The organism is Kitasatospora sp. NPDC091276, from assembly GCF_040684355.1.
Classification (GTDB): domain Bacteria; phylum Actinomycetota; class Actinomycetes; order Streptomycetales; family Streptomycetaceae; genus Kitasatospora.
On sequence record NZ_JBFBFU010000001.1, the window covers coordinates 291,223 to 315,637 of the forward strand.

General features: G+C 73.3%; 20 protein-coding genes. 11 read left to right on the forward strand and 9 right to left on the reverse strand.

Going from position 1 to position 24,415, the window contains the following annotated elements:
* Positions 1-22: 22 nt before the first annotated feature.
* Both AB0O19_RS01265 and AB0O19_RS01270 read left to right on the forward strand, forming a co-directional pair.
* Positions 23-361: a PIN domain nuclease gene (locus AB0O19_RS01265; RefSeq protein WP_363616771.1), complete on the forward strand. Its 339-nt coding sequence runs from the start codon at positions 23-25 to the stop codon at positions 359-361.
* A gap of 34 nt (positions 362-395) precedes the next feature.
* Positions 396-1,016: a LysE family translocator gene (locus AB0O19_RS01270; RefSeq protein ID WP_350875353.1), complete on the forward strand. Its 621-nt coding sequence runs from the start codon at positions 396-398 to the stop codon at positions 1,014-1,016.
* Positions 1,017-1,025: 9 nt separating this feature from the next.
* Here the strand turns inward: AB0O19_RS01270 and AB0O19_RS01275 are convergent, their stop codons facing one another.
* The 5 genes from AB0O19_RS01275 to AB0O19_RS01295 all read right to left on the reverse strand — a co-directional run bounded on the left by AB0O19_RS01275 (position 1,026) and on the right by AB0O19_RS01295 (position 7,974).
* Positions 1,026-2,282, reverse strand: coding sequence for an XdhC/CoxI family protein (locus tag AB0O19_RS01275; protein WP_363616774.1), 1,257 nt, complete (start codon positions 2,280-2,282; stop codon positions 1,026-1,028).
* 116 nt (positions 2,283-2,398) lie between these two features.
* Complete coding sequence (locus AB0O19_RS01280; protein WP_363617021.1) at positions 2,399-3,886, reverse strand: NCS2 family permease; 1,488 nt, start codon at positions 3,884-3,886, stop codon at positions 2,399-2,401.
* Positions 3,887-4,235: 349 nt separating this feature from the next.
* Positions 4,236-6,605 (reverse strand): xanthine dehydrogenase subunit D, encoded by a 2,370-nt coding sequence (gene pucD / locus AB0O19_RS01285; protein WP_363616776.1) that lies wholly within the window; start codon positions 6,603-6,605, stop codon positions 4,236-4,238.
* Positions 6,602-7,090: a (2Fe-2S)-binding protein gene (locus tag AB0O19_RS01290; protein ID WP_350875362.1), complete on the reverse strand. Its 489-nt coding sequence runs from the start codon at positions 7,088-7,090 to the stop codon at positions 6,602-6,604. The genes pucD and AB0O19_RS01290 overlap by 4 nt, the downstream gene beginning before the upstream one ends.
* The gene (locus tag AB0O19_RS01295; protein ID WP_363616778.1) at positions 7,087-7,974 is read right to left on the reverse strand and encodes an FAD binding domain-containing protein; all 888 of its coding nucleotides are present in this window, start codon (positions 7,972-7,974) and stop codon (positions 7,087-7,089) included. Before AB0O19_RS01295 ends, AB0O19_RS01290 begins: the two co-directional genes overlap by 4 nt.
* A 450-nt stretch (positions 7,975-8,424) precedes the next feature.
* Here AB0O19_RS01295 and AB0O19_RS01300 point away from each other — a divergent pair, with 450 nt between their 5' ends.
* Positions 8,425-10,017, forward strand: coding sequence for a PucR family transcriptional regulator (locus AB0O19_RS01300; RefSeq protein ID WP_363616780.1), 1,593 nt, complete (start codon positions 8,425-8,427; stop codon positions 10,015-10,017).
* 104 nt (positions 10,018-10,121) lie between these two features.
* Here AB0O19_RS01300 and AB0O19_RS01305 read toward each other — a convergent pair whose 3' ends face one another.
* A complete protein-coding gene (locus AB0O19_RS01305; RefSeq protein ID WP_363616782.1) occupies positions 10,122-11,267 on the reverse strand; it encodes an alpha/beta hydrolase-fold protein in 1,146 nt (381 codons plus the stop codon).
* Between the two features lie 312 nt (positions 11,268-11,579).
* Between AB0O19_RS01305 and AB0O19_RS01310 the strand changes: the two genes are divergently transcribed.
* The 7 genes from AB0O19_RS01310 (at position 11,580) to AB0O19_RS01340 (ending at position 19,237) form a co-directional block, all read left to right on the forward strand.
* Complete coding sequence (locus AB0O19_RS01310; RefSeq protein ID WP_063350024.1) at positions 11,580-12,599, forward strand: sugar ABC transporter substrate-binding protein; 1,020 nt, start codon at positions 11,580-11,582, stop codon at positions 12,597-12,599.
* Positions 12,596-13,627, forward strand: a complete 1,032-nt coding sequence (locus AB0O19_RS01315; protein ID WP_363616784.1) for an ABC transporter permease — start codon at positions 12,596-12,598, stop codon at positions 13,625-13,627. The genes AB0O19_RS01310 and AB0O19_RS01315 overlap by 4 nt, the downstream gene beginning before the upstream one ends.
* Positions 13,624-14,466, forward strand: a complete 843-nt coding sequence (locus AB0O19_RS01320) for an ATP-binding cassette domain-containing protein (RefSeq protein WP_363616786.1) — start codon at positions 13,624-13,626, stop codon at positions 14,464-14,466. Before AB0O19_RS01315 ends, AB0O19_RS01320 begins: the two co-directional genes overlap by 4 nt.
* Before the next feature lie 47 nt (positions 14,467-14,513).
* Entirely contained in the window at positions 14,514-15,575 is a 1,062-nt protein-coding gene (locus tag AB0O19_RS01325) for an ROK family glucokinase (RefSeq protein WP_350875686.1), read from the forward strand.
* Positions 15,576-15,689: 114 nt separating this feature from the next.
* Entirely contained in the window at positions 15,690-17,483 is a 1,794-nt protein-coding gene (ggt, locus tag AB0O19_RS01330) for a gamma-glutamyltransferase (protein ID WP_363616788.1), read from the forward strand.
* A gap of 136 nt (positions 17,484-17,619) precedes the next feature.
* Positions 17,620-18,423, forward strand: a complete 804-nt coding sequence (locus AB0O19_RS01335; protein ID WP_363616790.1) for an exodeoxyribonuclease III — start codon at positions 17,620-17,622, stop codon at positions 18,421-18,423.
* A gap of 154 nt (positions 18,424-18,577) precedes the next feature.
* Complete coding sequence (locus AB0O19_RS01340; RefSeq protein WP_363616792.1) at positions 18,578-19,237, forward strand: hypothetical protein; 660 nt, start codon at positions 18,578-18,580, stop codon at positions 19,235-19,237.
* Positions 19,238-19,308: 71 nt separating this feature from the next.
* On the opposite strand, the gene AB0O19_RS01345 is transcribed toward AB0O19_RS01340, so the two are convergent.
* Complete coding sequence (locus tag AB0O19_RS01345) at positions 19,309-20,100, reverse strand: lysoplasmalogenase (protein WP_363616794.1); 792 nt, start codon at positions 20,098-20,100, stop codon at positions 19,309-19,311.
* Between the two features lie 234 nt (positions 20,101-20,334).
* On the opposite strand from AB0O19_RS01345, the gene AB0O19_RS01350 reads away from it, so the two are divergent.
* Entirely contained in the window at positions 20,335-22,146 is a 1,812-nt protein-coding gene (locus tag AB0O19_RS01350) for a DUF2398 family protein (RefSeq protein WP_363616796.1), read from the forward strand.
* Positions 22,147-22,297: 151 nt separating this feature from the next.
* On the opposite strand, the gene AB0O19_RS01355 is transcribed toward AB0O19_RS01350, so the two are convergent.
* Together AB0O19_RS01355 and AB0O19_RS01360 are read right to left on the reverse strand one after the other, a co-directional pair.
* Positions 22,298-22,483 carry a hypothetical protein gene (locus AB0O19_RS01355; protein WP_350875387.1) on the reverse strand — a complete coding sequence of 62 codons (186 nt, stop codon included), beginning with the start codon at positions 22,481-22,483 and terminating at the stop codon, positions 22,298-22,300.
* A 118-nt stretch (positions 22,484-22,601) separates the two neighbouring features.
* Entirely contained in the window at positions 22,602-24,245 is a 1,644-nt protein-coding gene (locus AB0O19_RS01360) for a BCCT family transporter (protein WP_363579201.1), read from the reverse strand.
* Positions 24,246-24,415 lie beyond the last annotated feature (170 nt).

Genomic DNA, 24,415 nt, shown 5'->3' on the forward strand with positions numbered 1-24,415 from the left:
GGTTCAGGCCGAGACCGACCGGTTGTTCAACGAGGGGCGGCTCGCGCTCTGTGGAGCCGTCGAGCTGGGGATCATGCACAGCGCCCGGTCCAAGGCCGACGCCGATCGCATCCGGGAGGGCTTGCGTGGCTTCGACTGGCTGACTACGCCCGATGAGGTGTGGGACCGCGCCATCGAAGTGCAGGCACTCCTCACCGCCGCCGGAAACCGGCGGGTGCTGTCCGTGGCGGACCTCGTCATCGCCGCCACCGCCGAGCGCCACAGCGTCACCGTCCTGCACTACGACGGGGACTACGACATGATCGCCGCCGTCACCGGCCAGCCGACCGAGTGGGTCGTCCCGCCGGGGACGGCGGACTGAGGGCCCCATCGGGCCTGTGAGAGCATCGAGGCCCATGGAGATGACAACGGCTCTGTGGTCCTTCGCCCTCGTCGTGGGGCTGCTCACGCTCACACCCGGGCTCGACACCGCGCTGGTGCTGCGCACGTCCGCGCTCGGGCGGCGGCGCCAGGCGTGGGGGGTGGTGCTGGGGATCCAGACCGGGACGCTGGTCTGGGGGACGCTGACCTCGGCCGGGGTGACGGCGCTGCTGACCGCCTCGCAGGTGGCGTACGAGGTGCTGCGCTGGGGCGGGGCCGCGTACCTGGTGTGGATGGGCGTCGGCATGCTGCGCAGCCGGGGCGGGGAGGCGGCGGTCGAGGAGGAGCCGGCCGAGGGCGGCTTCGGGTACGGCTGGCGGCGCGGCACGCTGACCAATCTGCTGAACCCCAAGGTCGGGGTGTTCTACGTGGCCGTGCTGCCGCAGTTCATCCCCGCCGGGGCCCCGCACTTCGCCGCCGGGGTGGCGCTCACCTGCGTCCACGTGGTGGAGGGCGTGCTGTGGTCGACCGTCCTGGTCGGCTTCGCCCGGGCGCTGCGCGGCTGGCTGCGCCGCCCGGCCGCCCGGAGGCTGATGGACAGGGTGACCGGCGCGGTGGTGGTGGGCTTCGGCGTGAAGCTGGCGCTGAGCGACTGACCGCCGGCCTCAGGCGGCGTGCGTCCGTCGCGTGCGTCGTGCCCGGGGCTCCTCGGGGGTGGCCGGTGCCTCGTGGTGGATCGGGCCGTCCCCGGCGTTGAGCGGCAGGCAGCTGCCGCCGCGCCGGTGGGCGATGATCTCGGCGGCGACGGACACCGCCGTCTCCTCGGGGGTGCGGGCGCCGAGGTCGAGGCCGATGGGGGAGCGCAGCCGGCCGATCTCGGCCTCGGTGAGCCCGACCTCGCGCAGCCGCGCCTCGCGGTCGCGGTGGGTGCGGCGCGAGCCCATCGCGCCGACGTAGCCGACCGGCAGCCGCAGTGCGCGTTCCAGCAGCGGGATGTCGAACTTGGCGTCGTGGGTGAGCACGCAGAGCACGGTGCGCCCGTCGATCCGGTCGAGCTGGGAGTCGAGGTAGCGGTGCGGCCAGTCGACGACGACCTCGTCGGCCTCGGGGAAGCGCCGCTTCGTGGCGAAGACGGGCCGGGCGTCGCAGACGGTGACGCGGTAGCCGAGGAAGCGGCCGATCCGGACGACGGCGGCGGCGAAGTCGATGGCGCCGAAGACGAGCATCCGCGGCGCGGGCACGTAGGACTCGACGAAGCAGGTGACGGTGCCCTGGTCGCGGTCGTCGCAGGGGCGGCCGTCGAGGCCGAGCACGATCCGGCCGGTGCGTCCGGCGTCGAGCATGGCCCGGGCCTCGGTGACGACTGCCCGTTCCAGCGCGGTCAGGAGGTGTCGCGGGGGGCGCGTCGCCGGAAGGGGGGCGGCGGGCGACGGCTGGGCCGTCGAGGGGGCGGGGGGGAGGGCGGGGGAGAGGGCGCCGTGGTGGGTGTCGGCGGTGACGGCGACGGTGGCGCCGACGAGCCCGCCGGGCCCGGCGATCACCCGGGCGAGCGCGACCGGGGTGCCGGAGGAGATGTAGGCGATGCCGGCGTCGAGTCCGTCGTCGGCCCCGGGCCGGATCGGCTGGACGAACACGTCGAGGACGCCGCCGCAGGTCAGGCCGACGGCGAAGGCGTCCTCGTCGCTGTAGCCGAACCGTTCCAGCACGGGTTCGCCGGACTCGATGGCAGCCTGGCACAGCTCGTAGACCGCGCCCTCGACGCAGCCCCCGGAGACGCTGCCGATCGCCTCGCCGGCCGCGTCGACGGCCAGGGCCGCCCCCGGGTCGCGGGGCGCGCTGCCGGAGACGCCGACGACGGTGGCCACGGCGAAGGAGCGCCCGGCCGCGTGCCAGGCCTGCAACTGCTCGGCGATGTCCTGCATGTCGGGGAGCTCCTTACACAAGCGAGGGTAGACGGGAGGTGCCGCCGTACGGGAAACGATTCCCGCACGGCGGCGGTGCGGACAGGTCCTCTCCGGCCGAGAGGGTCAGACACGTCCTAGTGCACGCCCAGCCAGGATTTGATCGGGGTGAGCGCGAAGTAGACCACGAAGACCCCGGTGAGGATCCACATCAGCGGGCCGGGCTCGCGCCACTTGCCGGTGCCCGCCTTGATGACCGTGTACGAGATGACGCCCGCGGCGACACCGGCGGTGATGCTGTAGGTGAACGGCATCAGGGTGCAGGTGAGGAAGGCCGGGATGGCGACCTCGCGGTCGGACCAGTCGATGTGCCGGGCCTGGCTCATCATCATCGAGCCGATCACGACGAGGGCGGCGGAGGCCACCTCGGTCGGGACGATCGCGGCGAGCGGCGAGAAGAACAGCATCAGCGCGAACACGCCGCCGGTGACGGTCGAGGCGAGGCCGGTGCGGGCGCCGTCGCCGACACCGGTGGCGGACTCGACGAACACGGTCTGGCCGGAGGCGCCGGACAGGCCGCCGACGGCGCCGCCGGCCCCGTCGATGAACAGGGCCTTGGAGAGGCCGGGCATCCGGCCCTGCTTGTCGGCCAGCCCGGCCTCGGTGCCGACGCCGATGATGGTGGCCATCGCGTCGAAGAAGCCGGCCAGCACCAGGGTGAAGACGGCGACCGAGGCGCTGATGGCGCCCAGGCCGTGGCTGCCGAAGGCGCCGAAGAGGTCGACGTGGCCGAAGAGGCCGAAGTCGGGCGCGGAGACCGGGCTGCCCGGCCACACCGGGGCGGAGCTGACCCAGGTCTTCGCGGGGAGGTCGGCGACCGCGTTGATGACGAAGGCCACCACGGTGCCGCCGGCGATGCCGATCAGGATCGCGCCGCGGACGTTGCGGGCCAGCAGGACGAAGATCGCCAGCACGGTGAGGCAGAAGACCAGGACGGGCCAGCCGGCCAGCTCGCCGAAGGGGCCGAGCGCGAGCGGCGTGGGGCCGCCGGTGTGCACGAAGCCGGCCTTGACCAGGCCGATCAGCGAGACGAAGAGGCCGATGCCGATGGTGATGGCGTGCTTGAGCGGCAGCGGGATGCCGTTCATGATCTTCTCGCGGAGCCCGGACACGACCAGCAGGACGATCAGCAGGCCGTAGATCACGCACAGCCCCATGGCCTGGGGCCAGGTGGTGTGCGGCACCACCAGTGCGGAGATCACGCCGGAGACGGAGAGCCCGGCGGCGACCGCCAGGGGGACGTTGCCGACCACGCCCATCAGGATCGTGGTGACGGCGGCGGCGAGCGCGGTCGCGGTGGTGAGCTGCGCGTGGTCCAGCTTGAGGCCGTTGACGTCGGCGCCGCTCAGGATGATCGGGTTGAGCAGCACGATGTAGGCCATCGCCATGAAGGTGGTGAGGCCGCCGCGGATCTCATTGCCGAAGGTCGATCCCCGGGCCGTGATCTTGAAGTACGCGTCCAGTGCGTTCTTCGGTGCGGGGGCCGGGGTCGGCGTGGCGGTGTCGTCCTCGGCGGGTCTTTCTTCCGTGGGGCTGTGTTCCGTGGGGATCCGGGTCATGTCCACTCCCAAGTGTCAAAGGGGGTTGGGGTGGGCGAGCCGACCTGACTGCCAGTCAACGAGGTTGGCGCAGGGGGACTGCTCGACTCACTGGGCGCACTGTGGCGGTGCCTGCGGTGCGTGGGTGGTGCGCACCGCTGCAGAACCCCGGCGTGGGAGAGGCAGCGGGATGGTGCGGTCGCGTGCCGTTGGGCGGTGCACGCGAGTGGGGGGGGGCGGTGGAGCGGCCCCGGGGCGGCGGGGAAGACGGTCGCCGCCCCGGGGAGGTTCTCCTGCTCCCCGTCGCTGGAGCCCGGGGAGGTTCTCCTGCTCCCCGGGGCCTGAAGCCCGGGGGAGCTCGCGGGCTCCGGGGGCGTCAGGCCCCGGGGGCCTCCGTGGTGAGGTGCTCGGGCCGGACCGGGATCCGGTTGAGGGCCAGGCCGGTGGCGTTGCGGATGGCGGCCACGATCGACGGCGTCGCCGAGACGGTCGGGGCCTCGCCGACGCCGCGCAGCCCGTACGGGGCGTGCGGGTCGGGCAGTTCGAGGATCTCCACCGGGATCGGCGGGGTGTCGAGGATGGTGGGGATCAGGTAGTCGGTGAAGGAGGCGTTGCGCACCTTCCCGTCCCGCACGATGATCTCCTCCATCACGGCGAGGCCGAGCGCCTGGGTGCAGCCGCCCTGGATCTGGCCGACGACGGAGAGCGGGTTGAGCGCCTTGCCGACGTCCTGGACGGCGGTGAGCTCGACGACCTTGACCAGGCCCAGTTCGACGTCCACGTCGACCACCGCGCGGTTGGCGCAGAAGGTGTACTGGACGTGGCCGAAGCCCTGCCCGGTCTCCTTGTCGAAGGGGACGGTCGGGCGGTGGTGGTGTTCGCGGGTGAGGTCGATGGCCTCGTCACCGAGCAGGTCGACCATGGGGACCAGCACGCCGGCGCTCTCCGAGACGACCTTCCCGGCGATCAGCGTGATGTCGCCGTGGGTCCAGCCGTAGCGGCGGCGGCCCTTCTCGATCAGCGCCCGCCTGACCGCCTCGGCGGCCAGCTTCACGGCGCCGCCGGTCATGTACGTCTGGCGCGAGGCGGAGGTCGAACCGGCCGAGCCGACCTCGGTGTTGGCCGGGTGGATGGTGACCAGCTCGACGCCCAGCTCGGTGCGGGCGATCTGGGCGTGCACGGTGACGCCGCCCTGGCCGACCTCCGCCATCGCGGTGTGGACCATGGCGACGGGCTCGCCGCCGATCACCTCCAGGCGCACCCGGGCGGTGGAGTAGTCGTCGAAGCCCTCGGAGAAGCCGACGTTCTTGATGCCGACCGAGTAGCCGACGCCGCGCACGATGCCCTCGCCGTGCGAGGTGTTGGACAGCGCCCCGGGGAGCTGGCGCACGTCCGGGTGCTCGGTGTCCAGCGGTGGCGGCAGCGGCATCTCCTTGGCGCGCCGCAGCAGTTCGGCGACCGGGGCGGGCGAGTCGATCTGCTGGCCGGTGGGCATGCGGTCACCCTCCGACATGGCGTTGAGCTGCCTCAACTCGACCGGGTCCATGCCGAGTTCGCCGGCCAGCTTGTCCATCTGCGACTCGTAGCCGAACGCGGCCTGGACGGCGCCGAAGCCGCGCATGGCGCCGCAGGAGGGATTGTTGCTGTAGAGCGCGATGGCGTGCATCCGCACGTTCGGGATCACGTACGGGCCGTGCCCGAGCGAGGCCGCGTTGCCGACCACGGCGGGCGAGGCGGAGGCGTACGCGCCGCCGTCGAGCACGATCCGGCAGTCGGCGAAGACCAGTTTGCCGTCGCGGGTGGCGCCGTGCTCGTAGTGCATCCTGGCGGGGTGGCGGTGCACGTGGCCGAAGAAGGACTCGTCGCGGGCGTAGACGATCTTGACCGGCTTGCCGGTGTGCTGGGCCAGCAGGCAGGCGTGGATCTGCATCGACAGGTCCTCGCGGCCGCCGAAGGCGCCGCCGACGCCGGCCAGGGTGAGCCGGACCTTCTCCTCGGGCAGGTCGAGGACCGGGGCCATCTGCTGGCGGTCGACGTGCAGCCACTGGGTGGCGATGTAGAGGTCGATGCCGCCGTCCTCGGCGGGCACCGCGAGGCCGGACTCGGGGCCGAGGAAGGCCTGGTCCTGCATGCCGACCTCGTAGTCGCCGCTGACGATGACGTCCGCGAGCGCGCGGACCTCGTCGGTGACGCCGAGGCCGGAGACCAGCCGCTGCTCGTGGCAGATGTTGCCGTACCCGTGCGACTTGTACTCGTGCGGCTCGTGCACGTAGCCGTGGGTGGCGGGGTCGAGGCACTGCTCCTCGGTGACGATCGGGGTGAGTACCTCGTACTCGACCTTGATCCTCTTCACCGCGCGGCGGGCGGTCTCCGGGTGGTCGGCCGCGACCAGGGCGATCGCCTCGCCGTGGTAGCGGACCTTGTCGATGGCCAGGGCCGGCTGGTCCTGGATCTCCAGCCCGTAGTACTTCGCGCCGGGGATGTCCTGGTGGGTGAGGACGGCGTAGACGCCGGGCACCTTGAGCGCCTCGGAGATGTCCACCGACAGGATGGTGGCGCGCGGGTGCGGCGAGCGCAGCGCCATGCCCCAGAGCATGTCCTCGTGCCACATGTCGGAGGAGTACGCGAACTCGCCCTTGACCTTGAGGTGGCCGTCCGGGCGCAGCGGCGAGCCGCCGATCCCGTCCTTGCTGGCCTGCCGGATGTCCTGGAGGTTCTTCTGACCCTGGATGGTGCGGGTGGTCATTGCGACACGGCCTTTCCGGCGCACGTGCGGGCGGACGCCAGCCGCACCGCGTCCATGATCTTCTCGTAGCCGGTGCAGCGGCAGAGGTTGCCCGACAGCGCCTCGCGGATGTCGTTGTCGCTCGGCTGGGCGTCCCGCTCCAGCAGCGCGTCGGTCTGCACCAGCAGGCCGGGGGTGCAGAAGCCGCACTGGACGGCGCCGGCATCGATGAACGCCTGCTGGACGAGGCCCAGTTCGCCGTTCTCCCCGGTCAGGCCCTCGACCGTGCGCACCTCGCGGTCCTGCACCTGGCCGGCCGCGACCAGACAGCTGCAGACCGGCACGCCGTCCAGGTAGACCGTGCAGGAGCCGCACTCGCCCTGCTCGCAGGCGTTCTTCGAGCCCGGCAGGCCGACCCGCTCGCGCAGCACGTACAGGAGACTCTCGCCCTCCCAGACGTCGTCCGCCTCGACCGGCTTGCCGTTGGCGGTGAAAGTCACCCTCATGCCGCGCTCCTGATCTGCTTGCTGTAGTCGTTCCAGGTCCAGGTGAGGGTGCGGCGGGCCATCACGGCCAGCGCGTGCCGGCGGTAGTCGGCGGTGCCCCGGACGTCGTCGATCGGCGAGGCGGCGGCCTTGACCAGCTCGCCGAAGCGCTGGACCACCTCGGCGCCCAGCAGGTCGCCGGACTCCCAGAGGCCGCGCTCGGCGAGCACGCCCGCCAGGTACTCCTCGGCCTCGACGGCGCGGCGCGGCGTGGGGGCGGCCGAGCCGATGCCGGTGCCGACGGTGCCGTTCTTCGGGTGGAGGGCGAAACCGAAGGCGCAGACCGCGATCACCATGGCGTTGCGGGTGCCGATCTTCGAGAACTGCTGCGGGCCGTCCGCCACCGGGATGCGCACCGCCCGGATCAGCTCGTCGGCCTCCAGGCTGTTGCGCTTCACGCCGACGTAGAAGTCGTCGATCGGGATCAGCCGGGTGCCGCGCACGGAGGCGGCCTCGACCAGGACGTCCCGGCCGGCCGCCAGCAGCGCCGGGTGGGAGTCGCCGGCCGGGGAGGCCGCGCCGAGGTTGCCGCCGACGCCGCCGCGGTTGCGGATCTGCGGGGAGCCGACGGTGTGGGCCGCCAGCGCCAGCCCGGGCAGCGGCCCGGACAGCTCGTCGATGATCCGGGAGTAGGGGACGGAGGCGCCGAGCCTGACGACGCCGCCGTCGTTCGACCACTGGGTGAGCTCGGTGATGCGGTTCAGATCGAGAATCGCGGATGGCCGGTGCACGTCGAAGTTCAGCTCGACCATGACGTCCGTACCGCCCGCGATGGGCAGCGCGGTCGGGTACTCGGCCTTCGCCGCGAGTGCCTCGTCCCAGGTAGCGGGCCGAAGGAACTCCATGCGGGTGTCTCCTCAAGTCGTCGCCTGCCGGACGGGTGGGCACAGTGCCCGGAACTCGGTGTTCGGACCTCTCAACCGACCGCTTCGTCGCCTCCGCGTCGGGCCCCGGTCACCGGGCTGCGTCCGGCGGCGTGTCGCCCAGTGAACCGCCGGGACGGGGCCCACTGGCAGTCACCGATGGCATGAAGCCCCGGCTGTGCTCCCGCCCGGCATCCTGTACGTTCCTCTAAGGAGAGGAATGCGCAGCCCAGGTGTTCACCAGGTGCTACCTACGACCGTAATCCGGCCGTGATTCGCAAGCGACGGGCCCGTGATCCGGTCGCCCGTCCGGACGTGACGACAAGTACGGATGTTCGGGCACACTGTGACCCCCGACCGAACGCCCGGGCCTCCCCCGTTCGGCCCACCCCCAGCCCCGTCCCACCCTCAGCCCCCGTTAGGAGTCCGCGGATGCGTGTCCGTGACCTGCTCGCCCCCGGCGCCCCGCGACTGCGCCTGCTCGCGGCCGAGGACGAGCTGGACCGGCAGGTCAGCGGCGTCATGACCACGGACCTGCACGACCCCGGCCGCTACCTGCACGGCGGCGAGCTGGTGCTCACCGGCATGCTGTGGCGCACCGCCCCGGCCGACTCCGAGCGGTTCGTGCGGACCATCGTGGCCGGCGGCGCGGTCGCCCTGGCGGCCGGCGAGGCCGAGGTCGGTCCGGTGCCCGAGGACCTGGTGGAGGCCTGCCGGCGGCACCGGATGCCGCTGCTGGCCGTCCCCGACGACATCGCCTTCGGCACCGTCACCGAGTTCATCGGCCGCCAGGTCTCCGCCGACCGCGCCGCCGACCTCGCCGCCCTCGTCGACCGGCACCGCCTGCTGGTCTCGGCGGCCGGCGGCGGCGGCCTGGACGCGGTGCTGGACCTGCTCGGCGGCGACCTCGACCTCGACTGCTGGGTGCTCACCCCCACCGGCGCGGTGATCGCCGGCCCCGCCGACCGCCTCCCGGCCGAGGACCGCGACCAGCTGGTCCGCGCCCACCTCGGCGCCCAGCGCCAGCGCCGCCGCCCCCCGCACCGGGCCCGCCTGGCCGGCGGCTCCTACTCGCTGCTGCCCGCCCCGGCCTCGGCCGACCACCAGGCGCCGCTGGCCGACTGGGTGCTCGCGGTGGCCGGCGACGTCACCGAGTGGACCACCAAGCGCCAGCAGCTCGCCGAGAACCTGGCCCGGCTGGTCGCCGCCGAGCGCCACCGCCGGGACGAGGGCCGCCGGCTGCGCCGTCGCCTCGCCGACGAGGTGCTGGCCCTGCTCCAGCGCGACGCCGATCCGGCCGAGATCAGCCGCACCCTGTACGCCTCCTCGGCGATGGCCGCCCGCTACGAGAGCGTCGATCCCAAACCCCAGGCCCAGGACGGGTCCTGGCTGGTGCTCAGCGCCGAGGGCACCGGCCTGCCCGAGGGTGTGGTGCGCGCCGTCCTGGAGGAGGCGCTGGGCGGCACCACCGACCGCGCGCTGGTCGCCGGGGCCGGCTCCGGCGCCGTCGTGGTGCTGCCCGCCCTGGACGGCCCGGTGCCCGCCGAGACCCTGCGCGACCTGCTCGCCCCGCTGGAGGCGGGCCTCGGCTCGGAGGGCCGGATCACCCTCGGCGTCTCCGCCCCCGCCTCCGAGGCCGGCGGCCTGCGCGGCGCCCTGGAGGAGGCCCGGCACGCCCGCCGGATCGCCGCCGCCCGGGTCGGCCGGGTCTGCGTGGCGGGCCCCGAGGAGCTGGCCTCGCACGTGCTGCTGCTGGCGGCCGTCCCGGACGAGGTCCGCCGCGCCTTCCGCGGCCGGCTGCTGGACAAGGTGATCGCGTACGACATCGAGCACCAGGCGGACCTGGTCCGCACCCTGGAGGCGTTCCTGCGCTCGGACGGCTCCTGGACGCGCTGCGCCGCGCAGTTGCACGTCCACGTCAACACCCTGCGCTACCGGATCGGCCGGATCGAGGAGCTGACCGGCCGTGACCTCTCCCGGCTGGAGGACCGGGTGGACTTCTACCTGGCGCTCGAACTGGCCTGACGGCCGGGCCTGAGAGCCGTGCCCCACGCAGGAGGGGCCCGCCGCGAGTGCTCGCGGCGGGCCCCTCCTGCATGATCGTTACTGCTTGGGACTGCTGCGTGGGACTACTGCGGCGGGATGACCGAGGTCATCCACTCGAAGATGCTCGGCACCATGGTCTTCCACAGCTCGGTGGTGTGCGGGCCGTTGCTCTCCTGGACCTGGACCTTGGTCGGCTCCTTGGCCGCCGCCGCGATCGCCTGGCCGTCCTCCAGGCCGTCGCCCTTCTTGCCGCTGATGTAGAGGCTGACCTTCGGCGGCTGCTGGGCGCTCTTGAGGATGTTGACCGGGTTGTTGGCCTCGCGCAGCTTCGGGTCCTTGCCGACCAGGGAGTCGCTCTCGGACGCCGGGTCGTTGTAGCCGGACATCGAGATCGCGGCCCGGTACCGGTTGGGGTGCGCCAGGGACAGCTTGGCCGCGCAGTGGGCGCCGGCCGAGTAGCCGGCGATGCCCCAGCGGTCCGGGGACGGGTCGGCGCGGAAGTTGTCCATGATCATCTGCGGGACGTCCCGGGTGAGCCAGGCGTCGGCGTTGATCTTGCCGGGGATGTCGGTGCAGCCGGCGTCCTGGTGGTTGCCGAGGAGCAGGGTGCGCGGCGAGACCAGGATGAACGGGGAGACCTTGCCCTGCTGCATCAGCGGCTTGAGCTGCTCGGAGACCTTGAGGGTGCCGTACCAGGTGGAGGAGGAGCCCGGGTAGCCCGGGATCAGCTCGACCACCGGGAACTTCTTGTCCTTGAACGCCGGGTCGTTGTACTGCGGCGGCAGCCAGACCAGCACCTCGCCGTCGACCCCGGACACCTGGCCCTTGAGCTCGGTCTTCTGGACGTCGCCGGGCACCGCCGGGTCGCCCACGCCGGCGAACTTCTGGAGCGCCTTCGGCGGCTGCTTGGCCGCGTCGCCGCCGCCCTGGCCGGCGCCCTCCTTGCCCGAAGCGCCCTGGTCGGCCGGCGCCACCTGAGGCACGGCCCGGACGTGGTCACCGGTGCCGAGCAGGTCGTCCCAGTTGCCGTAGATCAGGTTGGCGTTGTTGACCATCACGAAGACCATCAGCACGGCCGTGATCTGGCAGAACATGATCATGACGAGCCTGGACAGGATCCGCACCGGGTTCGGCCCGCGGACCTTGCCCCAGTACAGGAGCGCCACCGCGATGGACACCGGCACCAGGATGACGGTGAGGATGAAGAATGGCGTACCTGTCAGTTGCATCAAGTTCTCGTATCCGGGTTGCTGGCCGCCCGGGCCCCACTCGCCCGAACGCACTCCAATGGCATTGGACGGCGCGGAACCGATGATCGGTTGCCATCCGAATCTGTGCGGAACCTGAGAGGAACATCACGTTTCCTGTGATGTTCCTGTTTCGGGTCGGCGCTAAGTCTGCCACCCGGACGGCCGTCGTCCGGACGAGATGTCCAGCGAACTTCCAGGAAGGTCCCCCGGGGCACCTTACCTCCCGCGTCGCGGGCGCCGCCGGGCGAGGCGGTGTCATCCACGTGCCGCCCGGCCAGAGAGACTATGGGGATGAGCACAACCCGCTTTCGCCCGTCCCGCCGTTTCTGGCCCGTCTGCGCCCTCCTGGCACTCGCGGTCACAGCGGCCGGTTGCAGCAGTACCGGAGGCCGCCGCGCCGAGGAGGCCCGCGCCAAGGCGTCGGCCGCCGGCGGCAGCGCCGTCACCACCCCGCGCTGGAAGGTCGCCATGGTGACCCACGCCGGGGCCGGCGACGCCTTCTGGGACAGCGTGCGCAAGGGTGCCGAGCAGGCCGCCGCCAAGGACAACATCACCTTCCTGTACTCCAACGACGCGCAGACCCAGAACCAGGTCCAGCTCGTCCAGGCCGCCATCGACCAGAAGGTCGACGGCCTGCTGGTCACCCTCGCCAAGGGCGACGCCATGGCCGACGTCCTCGGCAAGGCCAAGGCCGCCGGCATCCCCGTGATCACCGTCAACTCCGGCCAGGAGTACTCCGCCAAGTTCGGCGCGCTCACCCACATCGGCCAGGACGAGTCCACCGCCGGCCAGGCGGCCGGCACCGAGCTGGCCGGCCGCGGTCGCAAGAACGTGCTCTGCGTCATCCACGAGCAGGGCAACATCGGCCAGGAGCAGCGCTGCTCCGGCGCCCAGTCCAAGGCCGGCGGCGCCTTCCAGGTGCTGTACGTGGACGGCGTCAACATGCCCGACGCCCGCGCCGCGATCTCCGCCAAGCTCCAGGCCGACCCGGCCATCGACACCGTGCTCACCCTCTCCGGCCCGATGGCCGCCACCGGCCTCCAGGCCGTCCAGGACGTCCACCGCGCCGTCGAGCTCGACACCTTCGACCTGGGGCCGCAGGTGGTGGCCGGCCTCAAGTCCGGCTCCGTCGGCTTCGCCGTCGACCAGCAGCCCTACCTCCAGGGCTACGAGGGCGTCGACCTGCTCTGGCTGTACAAGTCCAACCTGGACATGCTCGGCGGCGGCAAGCCCGTCGCGACCGGCCCGCAGATCCTGACCAAGGACGACGCCGACGCGCTCGCCGAGTACGTCGCGAGGGGGACCAGGTGAGCACCACCGACGTCCTCGCCCAGGACCGCCCGGCCGCGCTGCGCCGCCTCCTCGCCCGCCCCGAGCTCGGCTCGCTGATCGCCGCCGTCGCGGTGTTCACCGTCTTCGCGGTGGCCGCCGAACCCTTCCTGCGGGTCTCCTCGCTGGGCACCGTGCTCTACGCGGCGTCCACCATCGGGATCATGGCCGTCCCGGTCTCGCTGCTGATGATCGGCGGCGAGTTCGACCTGTCGGCGGGCGTGCTGGTCACCACCGCCGCGCTGACCTCCTCGATGGTCTCCTACCAGTTCACCGCGGTGACCTGGGTCGGCACTCTGGTCTCGCTCGCCGTCACCCTGGCCGTCGGCGCCTTCAACGGCTGGATGCTCGGCCGCACCCGGCTGCCCAGCTTCATCGTCACCCTCGGCACCTTCCTGATGCTGACCGGTGCCAACCTCGGCGTCACCAAGCTGGTCTCCGGCACCGTCTCCACCAAGCCGATCTCCGACATGGAGGGCTTCGCCTCCTGTCGCTGGCTGTTCGCCTCCGAGGTCACCGTCGGCGGACTGACGATCAAGGCGACCGTCTGGTGGTGGCTCGGCCTGCTCGCGGTCGGCAGCTGGGTGCTGCTGCGCACCCGCTTCGGCAACTGGATCTTCGCCGTCGGCGGCGACGCGGACGCCGCCCGCGCGGTCGGCGTGCCGGTCGCCCGCACCAAGACCCTGCTCTACCTCGGTGTCGGCTTCGGCGCCTGGGTGCTCGGCCAGCACCTGCTGTTCTCCTTCGACACCGTGCAGTCCGGCGAGGGCGTCGGCAACGAGCTGATCTACATCGTCGCGGCCGTCATCGGCGGCTGCCTGATCACCGGCGGCTACGGCTCGGTGGTCGGCTCCGCGCTCGGCGCGCTGATCTTCGGCATGGCCAGCAAGGGGATCATCTACGCCCAGTGGAACCCGGACTGGTTCAAGTTCTTCCTCGGCGCGATGCTGCTGCTCGCCGCCCTGCTGAACGCGTACGTCAAGCGCCAGGCCGAACGGGGGCCCCGATGAGGACCGAACTGCTCGCCCTGGAGGGCGTCGGCAAGAGCTACGGCACCGTCCGCGCCCTCCAGGACGTCTCGCTCACCCTGCACGCCGGCGAGATCAGCTGCGTGCTCGGCGACAACGGCGCCGGCAAGTCCACCCTGATCAAGATCATCTCCGGGCTGCACCAGCACGACGAGGGCACCTACACCGTCGGCGGCGAGGAGGTCCGGCTCGACTCCCCGCGCCAGGCCCTGGACCGCGGCATCGCCACCGTCTACCAGGACCTCGCCGTCGTCCCGCTGATGCCGGTCTGGCGCAACTTCTTCCTCGGCTCCGAGCAGGGCCACCGCCGCTGGGGCGGCCTGCGCCTGGACGCCGAGGCGATGCGCGCCACCACCCGCGAGGCGCTCGCCCGGATGGGCATCGACCTGCACGACGTGGACCGCCCGATCGGCACCCTCTCCGGCGGCCAGCGCCAGTGCGTGGCGATCGCCCGGGCCGTGCACTTCGGCGCCAAGGTGCTCATCCTGGACGAGCCGACCGCGGCGCTCGGCGTCAAGCAGTCCGGAGTGGTGCTCAAGTACGTCACCGCCGCCCGCGACGCCGGGCTCGGGGTCGTCCTGATCACCCACAACCCGCACCACGCGTACCTGGTCGGCGACCACTTCACCCTGCTCAAGCGGGGCCGGATGGCCGGCAGCCACCCGCGCGCCGAGATCGGCCTCGAACAGCTCACCACCGAGATGGCCGGCGGCTCCGACCTCGCCGAGCTCTCGCACGAGCTGGCCCGGCCCACCGAACCCCAGCCCCGCACCGAACCCCAGCCCCGTCCTGACCCCGAGCCCCGTGAGGAGCGTCCGTAGCCGTGACCAGCCCCCAAGGCAGCACCCGGCCGGCCGTCCTGCCCACCCTGCTCGGCCTCGGCCCCCGCGCCGAGCGCCGCCGCCGCGCCCTGCCCGCCGGGATACTGCGACTGCCCACCATCGGCGTCGACATCGGCGGCACCAAGGTGGTCGCCGGAGTGGTGGACGGCGAGGGCAAGGTGCTGGAGAAGCTGCGCACCGACACCCCCGACAAGAGCAAGAGCGCCAAGGTCGTCGAGAACGTCATCGTCGACCTGGTGCTGGAGCTCGCCGACCGGCACGACGTCCACGCCGTCGGCATCGGCGCGGCCGGCTGGGTCGACGCCGACCGTTCCACGGTGCTGTTCGCCCCGCACCTGAACTGGCGGGGCGAGCCGCTCCAGCAGGCGCTCAGCGAGCGGCTGCGCTTCCCGGTGATCGTCGAGAACGACGCCAACGCCGCCGCCTGGGCCGAATGGCGCTTCGGCGCCGGGCGCGGCGAGGACCACATGGTGATGCTCACCCTGGGCACCGGCATCGGCGGCGCCGTCGTCCGCGACGGCTACGTCGACCGCGGCAAGTACGGCCTGGCGGGCGAGTTCGGCCACATGCAGGTGCTGCCCGGCGGCCACCGCTGCCCGTGCGGCAACCGCGGCTGCTGGGAGCAGTACTCCTCCGGCAACGCGCTGGTGCGCGACGCCCGCGAACTCGTCGCCGAGGAGTCCCCGGTGGTGCAGCCGCTGCTCGCCCGGGCCGGCGGCACCGTCGAGGGCATCACCGGACCGCTGGTCACCGAGGCCGCCCGGGCCGGCGACCCGACCGCCACCGAACTGCTCTACGAGGTCGGCACCTGGCTCGGCGTCGGCATCGCCAACCTGGCCGCCGCGCTCGACCCGGGCCGCTTCGTCATCGGCGGCGGCGTCTCCGAGGCCGGCGACCTGCTGCTCGGCCCGGCCCGGGACACCTTCCGCCGTACCCTCACCGGGCGCGGCTTCCGGCCCGAGGCCAGCATCGTGCACGCCGCACTCGGCAACGAGGCCGGCCTGGTCGGCGCCGCCGACCTCGCCCGGCAGGTCGCCCGCCGGTTCCGCACCATCAAGCGGCGCAGGGTCGAGCGCAGCGGCGTCTGAGCCCTTTCGCCTGATTCGGTTCCGTCAACTACCGGTTGGTAGCGGTGCGGTGTGATTGTCGGGAGCATGCCTCCTGTGAGACAACGGAGTTGACGTCGACTCAGGAGGACTCGGATGAGGGCTCTGGCCCGGATCGCACCACCGCTGCTGCTCGCCACCGCCCTGGTCTGGTCCTGCGCCGGACCGGCCGGGGCGGCGGGGGCAGCCCCGCCGCCGAAGGCCCCCGAGGCGGTGGGCCGGGGCGGAGCGGTGGCCAGCGTCGACGCCGACGCCACCGCGGCCGGCATCGAGGTACTGCGCAAGGGCGGCAACGCGGTCGACGCGGCGGTCGCGACCGCGGCCGCCCTCGGCGTCACCGAGCCCTACTCCTCCGGCATCGGCGGCGGCGGGTACTTCGTCTACTACGACCACGCCAGCGGCCGGGTGCACACCATCGACGGCCGCGAGGTGGCCGGCCGCACCGCCGACAGCGGGCTGTTCCTGGAGGACGGCAAGCCGCTGGCCTTCGCCGACGCCGTCACCAGCGGCCTGTCCGTCGGCGTCCCCGGCACCGCCGCCACCTGGGACACCGCCCTGCGCCAGTGGGGCACCCGCACGCTCGCCGACGCCCTCGAACCCGCCGAGCGGATCGCCGACAACGGCTTCGTCGTCGACCAGACCTTCCGCGGCCAGACCGCCGACAACTACGACCGGTTCAAGGACTTCCCGGACACCGCCAAGCTCTACCTGCCCGGCGGCAAGCCCCCCGAGGTCGGCACCGTCCTGCGCAACCCCGACCTCGCCGCCACCTACCGGCTGCTGGCCAAGGACGGCGTCAAGGCCTTCTACCAGGGCGAGCTTGGCAAGGACGTGGCCAACACCGTCCAGCACCCGCCGGTCGACCCGGCCTCCGGCCGCAAGGCCCGCCCCGGCAAGATCGACACCGCCGACCTCGCCGCCTACCAGGTCCGCCGCCAGGCGCCCACCCACGTCCCGTACCGCGACTACGACGTCTACTCCATCGCCCCCTCCAGCTCCGGCGGCACCACCGTCGGCGAGGCGCTCGGCATCCTGGAGGACGGCGACCTCGGCGCGTACAGCGACACGCAGTACTACCACCACTTCCTGGACGCCTCCCGGATCGCCTTCGCCGACCGCAACCGCTGGGTCGGCGACCCGGCCTTCGGCGACGTCCCCACCAGGGAGCTGCTCTCCGCGCGCTACGCCGCCTCCCGGGCCTGCCTGATCAGCCCCGACCGCGCCCTCACCAGCCCGCTCGCCCCAGGCGACCCGCGCCACCCCGCCGACTGCGCCGAGGCCGGCCCCGCCGTCGCCGAGCCCTACGAGGGCCCCAACACCACCCACCTCAGCGTGGCCGACCGCTGGGGCAACGTCGTCTCCTACACCCTCACCATCGAGCAGACCGGCGGCAGCGGCATCACCGTCCCCGGCCGCGGCTTCCTGCTCAACAACGAGCTCACCGACTTCGACTTCACCCCGCTCACCCCGGGCGTCCCCGACCCCAACCTGCCCGGCCCGGGCAAGCGGCCGCGCTCCTCGATCTCCCCGACCATCGTGCTGCGCGACGGCGAACCGCTGCTCGCCACCGGCAGCCCCGGCGGCGCGACCATCATCACCACCACCCTCCAGGTGCTGCTCGGGCGGCTCGACCGGGGCCTGAGCCTGGAACAGGCCATCGCCGCACCGCGCGCCAGCCAGCGCAACACCGTCGCCACCCAGGCCGAGCCCGGCTTCCTGGCGCTGCCCGAACGGGCCGCGCTGGAGGCGCTCGGGCACAGCTTCACGTCCGTCGCCGAGATCGGCGCCGCCACCGGCGTCGAACGGCTGCCGGACGGGCGGTGGGTGGCCGCGGCCGAACCGGTCCGGCGCGGGGGCGGCTCCGCGGCGGTGGTCCGGCCCACGGGCTGACCGGGCCGCAGGCCGGCCGGGCCGTACTGTCGGTGCCGGGCGGTATGTTCGGGGTGGGCGTCCCCTCGGGGGGTGCCCACCCCTCGTCTCGACCGAAGCACCCGTCCGTACCGAACCACCGGGAAGGCCGCCCGCCGTGACCGTCCGCATCGCCACCTGGAACATCAACTCCGTCACCGCGCGGCTGCCCAAGCTCCTGGAGTGGCTGGAGAGCGCCAAGCCCGACGTGCTCTGCCTCCAGGAGCTCAAGTGCGCGGCCGACGCCTTCCCGTACGAGGAGGTGCGCGCCCTCGGGTACGAGACCGCGGCCCACGGCACCGGCCGGTGGAACGGCGTCGCGATCGTCTCCCGGATCGGCCTGGACGACGTCGTGCGAGACCTGCCCGGCCAGCCCGGCTACCTCGCCGACGGCGCCCTGCTGCCCGACGTCGAGCCGCGCGCCGTCGCCGCCACCTGCGGCCCGGTCCGGGTCTGGTCGGTCTACGTGCCCAACGGCCGCGAGGTCGACCACGCCCACTACCGCTACAAGCTGGAGTGGCTGCAGGCGCTGCGCACGGCCGCCACCGAGGACGCCGCCGGGCCCCGCCCGTTCGCCGTCCTCGGGGACTTCAACATCGCTCCCGCCGACGAGGACGTCTACGACGTCGCCGCCTTCGAGGGCCTCACCCACGTCACCCCCGCCGAGCGGGCCGCGCTGGAGGCCCTCGGCGAGGTGGGCCTGCACGACGTGGTGCCGCGCCCGCTCAAGTACGACCGCCCCTACACCTACTGGGACTACCGCCAGCTGGCCTTCCCCAAGAACCGGGGCATGCGGATCGACCTCACCTACGCCAACAAGCCGTTCGTGGACGCCGTCACCGACAGCTACGTGGACCGCGAGGCCCGCAAGGGCAAGGGCACCTCGGACCACGCGCCGGTCGTGGTGGACCTCGACCTGTGAATCACCCTGGGTGAGGGGTGGTAACCCGAACGGTCCCGACCGGTGGCCGGGGCCGGGCGGGCTGCCTACTGTCGGGCATAACCGGGTGCAGTTGTTCGACCACGTGGACATCGGAGTCCCCCCGGCTGCGCCCGAGAATCCCGGAGGTTCCGGCATGCGCCCCATGCGTACGGCCGCCGCCGCCCTGATCGGCGCGACGGTGCTGACCGGCCTGACGGCCCCCCTCGCATCCGCCAGGGACGGCTCGGCCTCGGTCAGCCCGCCCCAGGCCGCACCGGGCCAGACCGTGAAGCTCACGGTCTCCTGTGAGAAGTCGGACAAGCCCGACGCCAAGACCATCACCGCCCACTCCGCCGCGTTCGAGGGCGGTCCGGCCACTCTCACCCTGGGCTCCGACGGCAAGCACAGCGGCTCGGCCCGGCTGGCCGGCCAGCACTCTGGGGACAACAGGATCGACGGCACCTGCCCGGACGGCGGGGCGTTCTCCACCAAGGTCGCGGTCGCCGGCGTCCCGGTCGCCGGCTCCGACAGGGGCTCCGACAAGGGCTCCGAGAAAGGGCCTGAGAAAGGGCCTGAGAAAGGCGCCGAGAAGGGTCCCGAGAAAGGCCTCGGCGACTGGGGCAAGGCGGCCGGCGAGTGGGCGGGCTCGCTCGGCCAGTCCGGCGCCGGCGGCCAGCAGGTCGCCCCGCACGGCGCCGTGAACACCGGCCTCGGTGGTTCGGTCGCGGCCGATCCGGCGGAGCTGGCCGGGGGCCTGGCCCTGGTGGCGGGCGGCGTCGGAGGCTTCTGGCTGCTGCGGCGGCGCGGTGCCTGATGGGCACCGCCGCCGTTCTGTTTTCCCCGCGCGCCGTCGGACCCTGACCGGGCCGACGGCGCACAGACGTGTCAGCCGGCCTGCGGCGCGGGCTTCCGCTGCTGCTGAGGCCCGTGCCCGGTTTCCTGCCCGTGCTTGTTCTCGTGCCCGAGTTCGAGCTGACGGTGCCCGTGCTCGTGCTCGTGCTCGTGCCGGAGGGTGCCGCTGGCCAGCAGGTACTGGGCCAGGACGTACGTCGCCATGATCCAGAACTGATGCCCCGGCAGCTCCCGCCACTTCGCCAGCTGGGTGGCGATCAGTGTGTCGGACAGCAGGAACAGCGCCCCGCCCAGCCCGGTCCGCCAGCCCAGCCCGGCCGAGGTGACGGCCGTGGAGGCGAGCAGCAGGCTGTAGCCGGCCACCGGGATCCGCAGGTCCCCGAGGTCCGGCCAGAGCTGCCCGACCATGGCCACCCAGGCGGTCGCGTACGCGGCCGCCACCACCAGGGCCCGCCGACGGTCGGTCAGCGCCCCGCGCCGGACGAACATCGTCACGTAGCAGACGTGCGCCGCCGCGAACGAGCCCATCCCGGCCAGGAACGCGGTGTCGTTCTTCAGCTGGAGCAGCACGTCCCCGCCCGCGCTCAGCAGCAGTGCCGGGGCCAGCGGCTTCGGCGCCCGCCGCCCGGCGGTGGCGGCCGCGGCGACGCTGTGCGCGGCCAGCAGCGGCATCAGGGCCGGCTTGGTGGCGTTCTGCAGCACGGACGCGCCGGAGGCGATCGCGCCCAGGTGCGTCGCCGAGGCGGCCGCGAAGCCGCCGAGCAGGCCGGCGGCCGAGCGCAGGCGGCCGCCGAGGACGGCACGGGTGGTCGTACGGATGCTCATGCGGCTGCTGACCTCCGGGGTCGGGCGGTGGGGGAGTGGGACGAACCCTAGGCGACCCGCCGGTGCGGCGGAAGAGCGGGTTACCGGTGCGTAACCCGGGTGGTGCGGGGCGGGCGACGGCGCGGCGGCGGGTGCGGGCCGGCGGGTGGCGTAGCGGAGGGCGGCCGGTCACTTCGGCGCACGGCCGGTTGCTGCCACCGGGTGACCCGGCCACCGTCTAGTCTGGTCCCCGACATGGAGCAGCAGGAGTACGCGGTCGGCGCCACCCGGGTGGCCACCGGCAGGCCGGACGGGCGCACGGGCGGGACGGGGCGGAGGACCACCGACGCCCTCCTCGCCGTACGCGAACCCGCGGCCGGACCGGCACCCGAAGCCGTGTCCGGCCCCCGTGCTGACGCCGCGCCGACCAGGCCCGCGCCGGAGCCGGGCGCCGCCTCCGCACTCTCGCCCGACCCGGGCCTGCTCCGGCTCGCCCACTGGTTCGCCGCCGCCACCCCCGGCACCGCCGACGACCTGTGCGCCGCCTCCTTCGGCCTCTACCCGGCCCGCCATCTCGGCGCCCCCGCCGAAGCGGCGCCCGACGCCGACGTCAGCTGGTGGCACGGCCCCACCGCGCACGCCACCGCCGCCCTGCGCTCCCGGGAGCCCCGCCCCGTCGGCGGTCTGCGCCGCGCCCGGCGGGACGCCTCCGCGCTGCCCGTCGTCCGGTCAGGTGCCAAGCCGGGCAGGCCCGGCAGGCACCGCAAGCCCGAGCGCACCCGCCCGGTGCCGGGCGCGCAGGATCGTTCCGGCCAGGACCTTCCGATACCGGCCCCGGCCCTGCCCGTCGCGGACGTCTCCGCCCCGGCCCTGCCCGTCGTCGACCTGCCCGCCGCCGAACGCCGGATCGCCGCCCGGCTGCTGCTCGCCCACCCGCTGGTCACCGCCTCCGGCCCGCACGCCGACGGCTTCCCGCTGATCCGCCGTCACCGCGACTGGCTCGTCGAACGCTTCGACGCCCTGCTCGGCTACCGGCTCGTCGTCGGCCCCTGGCACGCCCGGCTCTGCAAGGCCGGCCTCGGCCCCGGCGCCGCCCGCCGCCTCGAACACCCCGCGACCGGCGCCCCGTTCACCCCCGCCGGTTACGCCCAACTCGCTCTCGCCCTCGCCCTGTTGGTCGACGCCCCCGAGCAACTGCCGTGCGGGCGACTGCTCGACGCCATGCGCGCCGCGGCGCCGGGCCTCGCCGCCGACCCGGCCGACCGAGCGATGGCCCTCGCCGCGCTCGCCGACTGGCAGGTCCTCGGCGACCTGCCGGCCGACCCGGCCGACCCGGCCGACCCTGCCGTCCGGGCCGCCGTACTGACCGTCGACCGCGAACTCGCCCGCGCCGTCCCGGCCGGTCCGCCCGCCCTCGCCGACGACGCCGCCGACCTGATCCGCCGCGCCGCCGACGCCGAACCCGCCACCGCCGTGCGCCGTCTGCTCGCCGAGACCCCCGCCGTCCTCGACGCCGACCTCCCCGAGGACCGGAGCGCCTGGCTGCACGAGCACCGGCTGAGCGGCCCGGCCGCGCTCGCCGACTTCCTCGGCCTGGAGACCGAGCTGCGGACCGAGGGCGTCGCCCTGCTCGACCCGGCCGACGAGCTCACCGACCTCGTCTTCCCCGGCGCCGGCCCCCTGCCGCAGGCCGCCCTGCTGCTGCTCGAACGCCTGGTGGAGGAAGTCCGCCCGCTGCCCGGCGAGAGCACCACCGGCGGCGACGTCCCGATCCCCGACGCGCTGATAGACGGCCTCCTCGGCGACATCGCCGACGAGTACGGCCTCCCGGCCCGCTGGCGCCGCGACTACCTCGCCGACCGGACCGCGCTGCGCCGCGACGCCCTCGACCTGCTCCACAACCTCGGCCTGATCACCCCCACCCCCCGCGGCAGCCGCCCCCCGGGCTGGCTCCTGCGCCCGCCCGCCGCCCGCTACGCCCCCGCCCCGGACTTCCACCCCGTACCCGGCACCGGCCGCCACTCCCGCCCCGCGCCGGCCGGGGCCCGGGAGCAGCGGCGCGCCTGAGGCCGGTTCGCCGCCCAGCTCCGCTGTCGCGCCTCGCCGCTCCGCCGTCGCCGGAAAGGCGGAAGCACCGCGTCCGGGGGCGGACGGCGGTGCTGAAGGGGTGGATCGGACGGTCAGTCGGTCTCTTTCTCTCCGGTCGCTTTCTCGCGGGTCACTTTCTCGCGGTGGCCGTGGTGGCGGCGAGGGTGCCGTGCTGGACGGTCTCGACGGTGGCGCCGACGCCGAAGGTGCCGAGGGCGATGGAGGCGAGGACGGCGGTGGCGGCGAGGAGCCGGCGGTGGCGCCGGGGGAGCGGGAAGCGCGGTTCCTGGTAGGGCGCCTGAGGGCTGGCGTTCATGACAGGGAGGGTTCCAGGGTGGTGTGAACGGTCGGTACGCGCGGGTGAAGTCCGGGCGGGGGTTGGGCGTCGGTTGGCCGCGTACGCCCCACCCGCGCGGGTGGGGCGTACGCGCTGGTCAGCGGCGTGGTGTGCGTTCGGCGAGGGCCTCGCCGACGGCGACCCGGACGGCGTCGCGCAGGCCGTGCACGGGGTGCAGGCGGGACGGGCCGGCGGCCGGGTCCTCGCGGAGCTCCTTCACTAGGGACACGCAGAGCAGCAGCATCACGACCACGAACGGCAGCGCGACCAGGATCGTCGCGTTCTGCAGCGCGGTGAGCCCGCCGGCCAGCAGCAGGGCGGCGGCGACCCCGCCCATCAGCACGCCCCAGACGACCACGAGCCAGGTGCGCGGGTGCAGCGAGCCGCGGCTGGAGAGCGAGCCGAGGACGAGGGAGGCGGAGTCGGCGCTGGTGATGAAGAAGGTCATCACCAGCAGCACGGCGACGACGCTGGTGGCGGAGCCGAGCGGCAGCGAGCGCAGCATCTCGAACAGCGAGGCCTCCGCGCCCTTCGGGATGGTCGCGACCAGGTCGGCCGTGCCTGTGGTGACCAGCCGGATCGCGGTGCCGCCCATCACGCAGAACCAGATCACGGTGGCCCCGCTGGGCACCAGCAGGACGCCGAGCAGGAACTGCCGGATGGTGCGGCCGCGGGAGATGCGGGCGATGAAGGTGCCGACGAAGGGGGCCCAGGAGAGCCACCAGGCCCAGTAGAAGATCGTCCAGGAGCCGAGCCAGCTCTCGTCGGTGAAGGCCCCGGTCTGGGTGGACATGCCGAGCAGGTCGGAGAGGTAGCCGCCGACGGTGGAGGGGATCGCGTCCAGCGTGAACACCGTCGGGCCGAACACGAAGACGAAGAGCATGATCAGCGAGGCCAGGACGACGTTCGCGGTGGAGAGCCACTTGACGCCCTTGTGGACGCCGGAGAAGGCGGAGAGCACGAAGGCGGCGGTCAGCGAGCCGATGATGATCAGCTGGGCGTTCTGGGTGTTGCGCACGGAGGTGATGTAGCCGAGGCCGTCGGCGACCTGGAGCGCGCCGAGGCCGAGGCTGGTGGCGGAGCCGAAGACGGTGGCGAAGACGGCCAGCAGGTCGATCGCGCGCCCGGCCCAGCCGTCGGCGCCGCGCTGGCCGATGAGCGGGACGAAGGCGGCGGAGATGCGGTTGCCGCGGCCCTTGCGGAAGGTGGTGTAGGCGAGGGCGAGGCCGCCGACGGCGTAGATCGCCCACGGGTGCAGCGTCCAGTGGAACAGCGAGAACTCCAGGGCCTGCTGGGCGGCGGCCGCGCTCTGCGGTTCCAGGCCGGAGCCGGGCTGCGGGGTGGCGAACAGCTGGAGCGGCTCGCCGACGCCGTAGAACATCAGGCCGATGCCCATGCCGGCGCTGAACATCATGGCGACCCAGGCGAGGGTGGAGAACTCGGGTTCGTCGTCGTCGCGGCCGAGCCGGATGCGGCCGAAGCGGCTGAAGGCGAGCAGCACGGTGAGGACGAGGAAGACGTCGGCGGCCACCACGAACAGCCAGCCGAAGTTGTGCAGGACCCAGCCGAGCGCGCTGCTGGAGGTCCGGCCGAGCGAGTCCTCGGCGAAGACTCCCCAGGCGACCACGGCCAGCACCAGGGCGGCGCTGATCCCGAACACCGCCCGGTCGGCGGGCAGGGTCGCGGCGGGTTCGTCGGGCTCCTCCGCGCGTTGGTCGGGCTGCGGCGGCTGGCTGCTCATCGGGTGGACTCTCCTGCCTCGGGGCGGACGTGGGCTTCGGCGACATCGGCGGATTAAAGCTGCATGTCGCACTATGTCCAGTTCGTGCCGCGAGGGGCGGGAGGGCGCGCCGGGGAGGCGGAGGGTGGGGACTTACGTCCCGTCAGGCCGGGTGCTGATGGGCCGGGGCG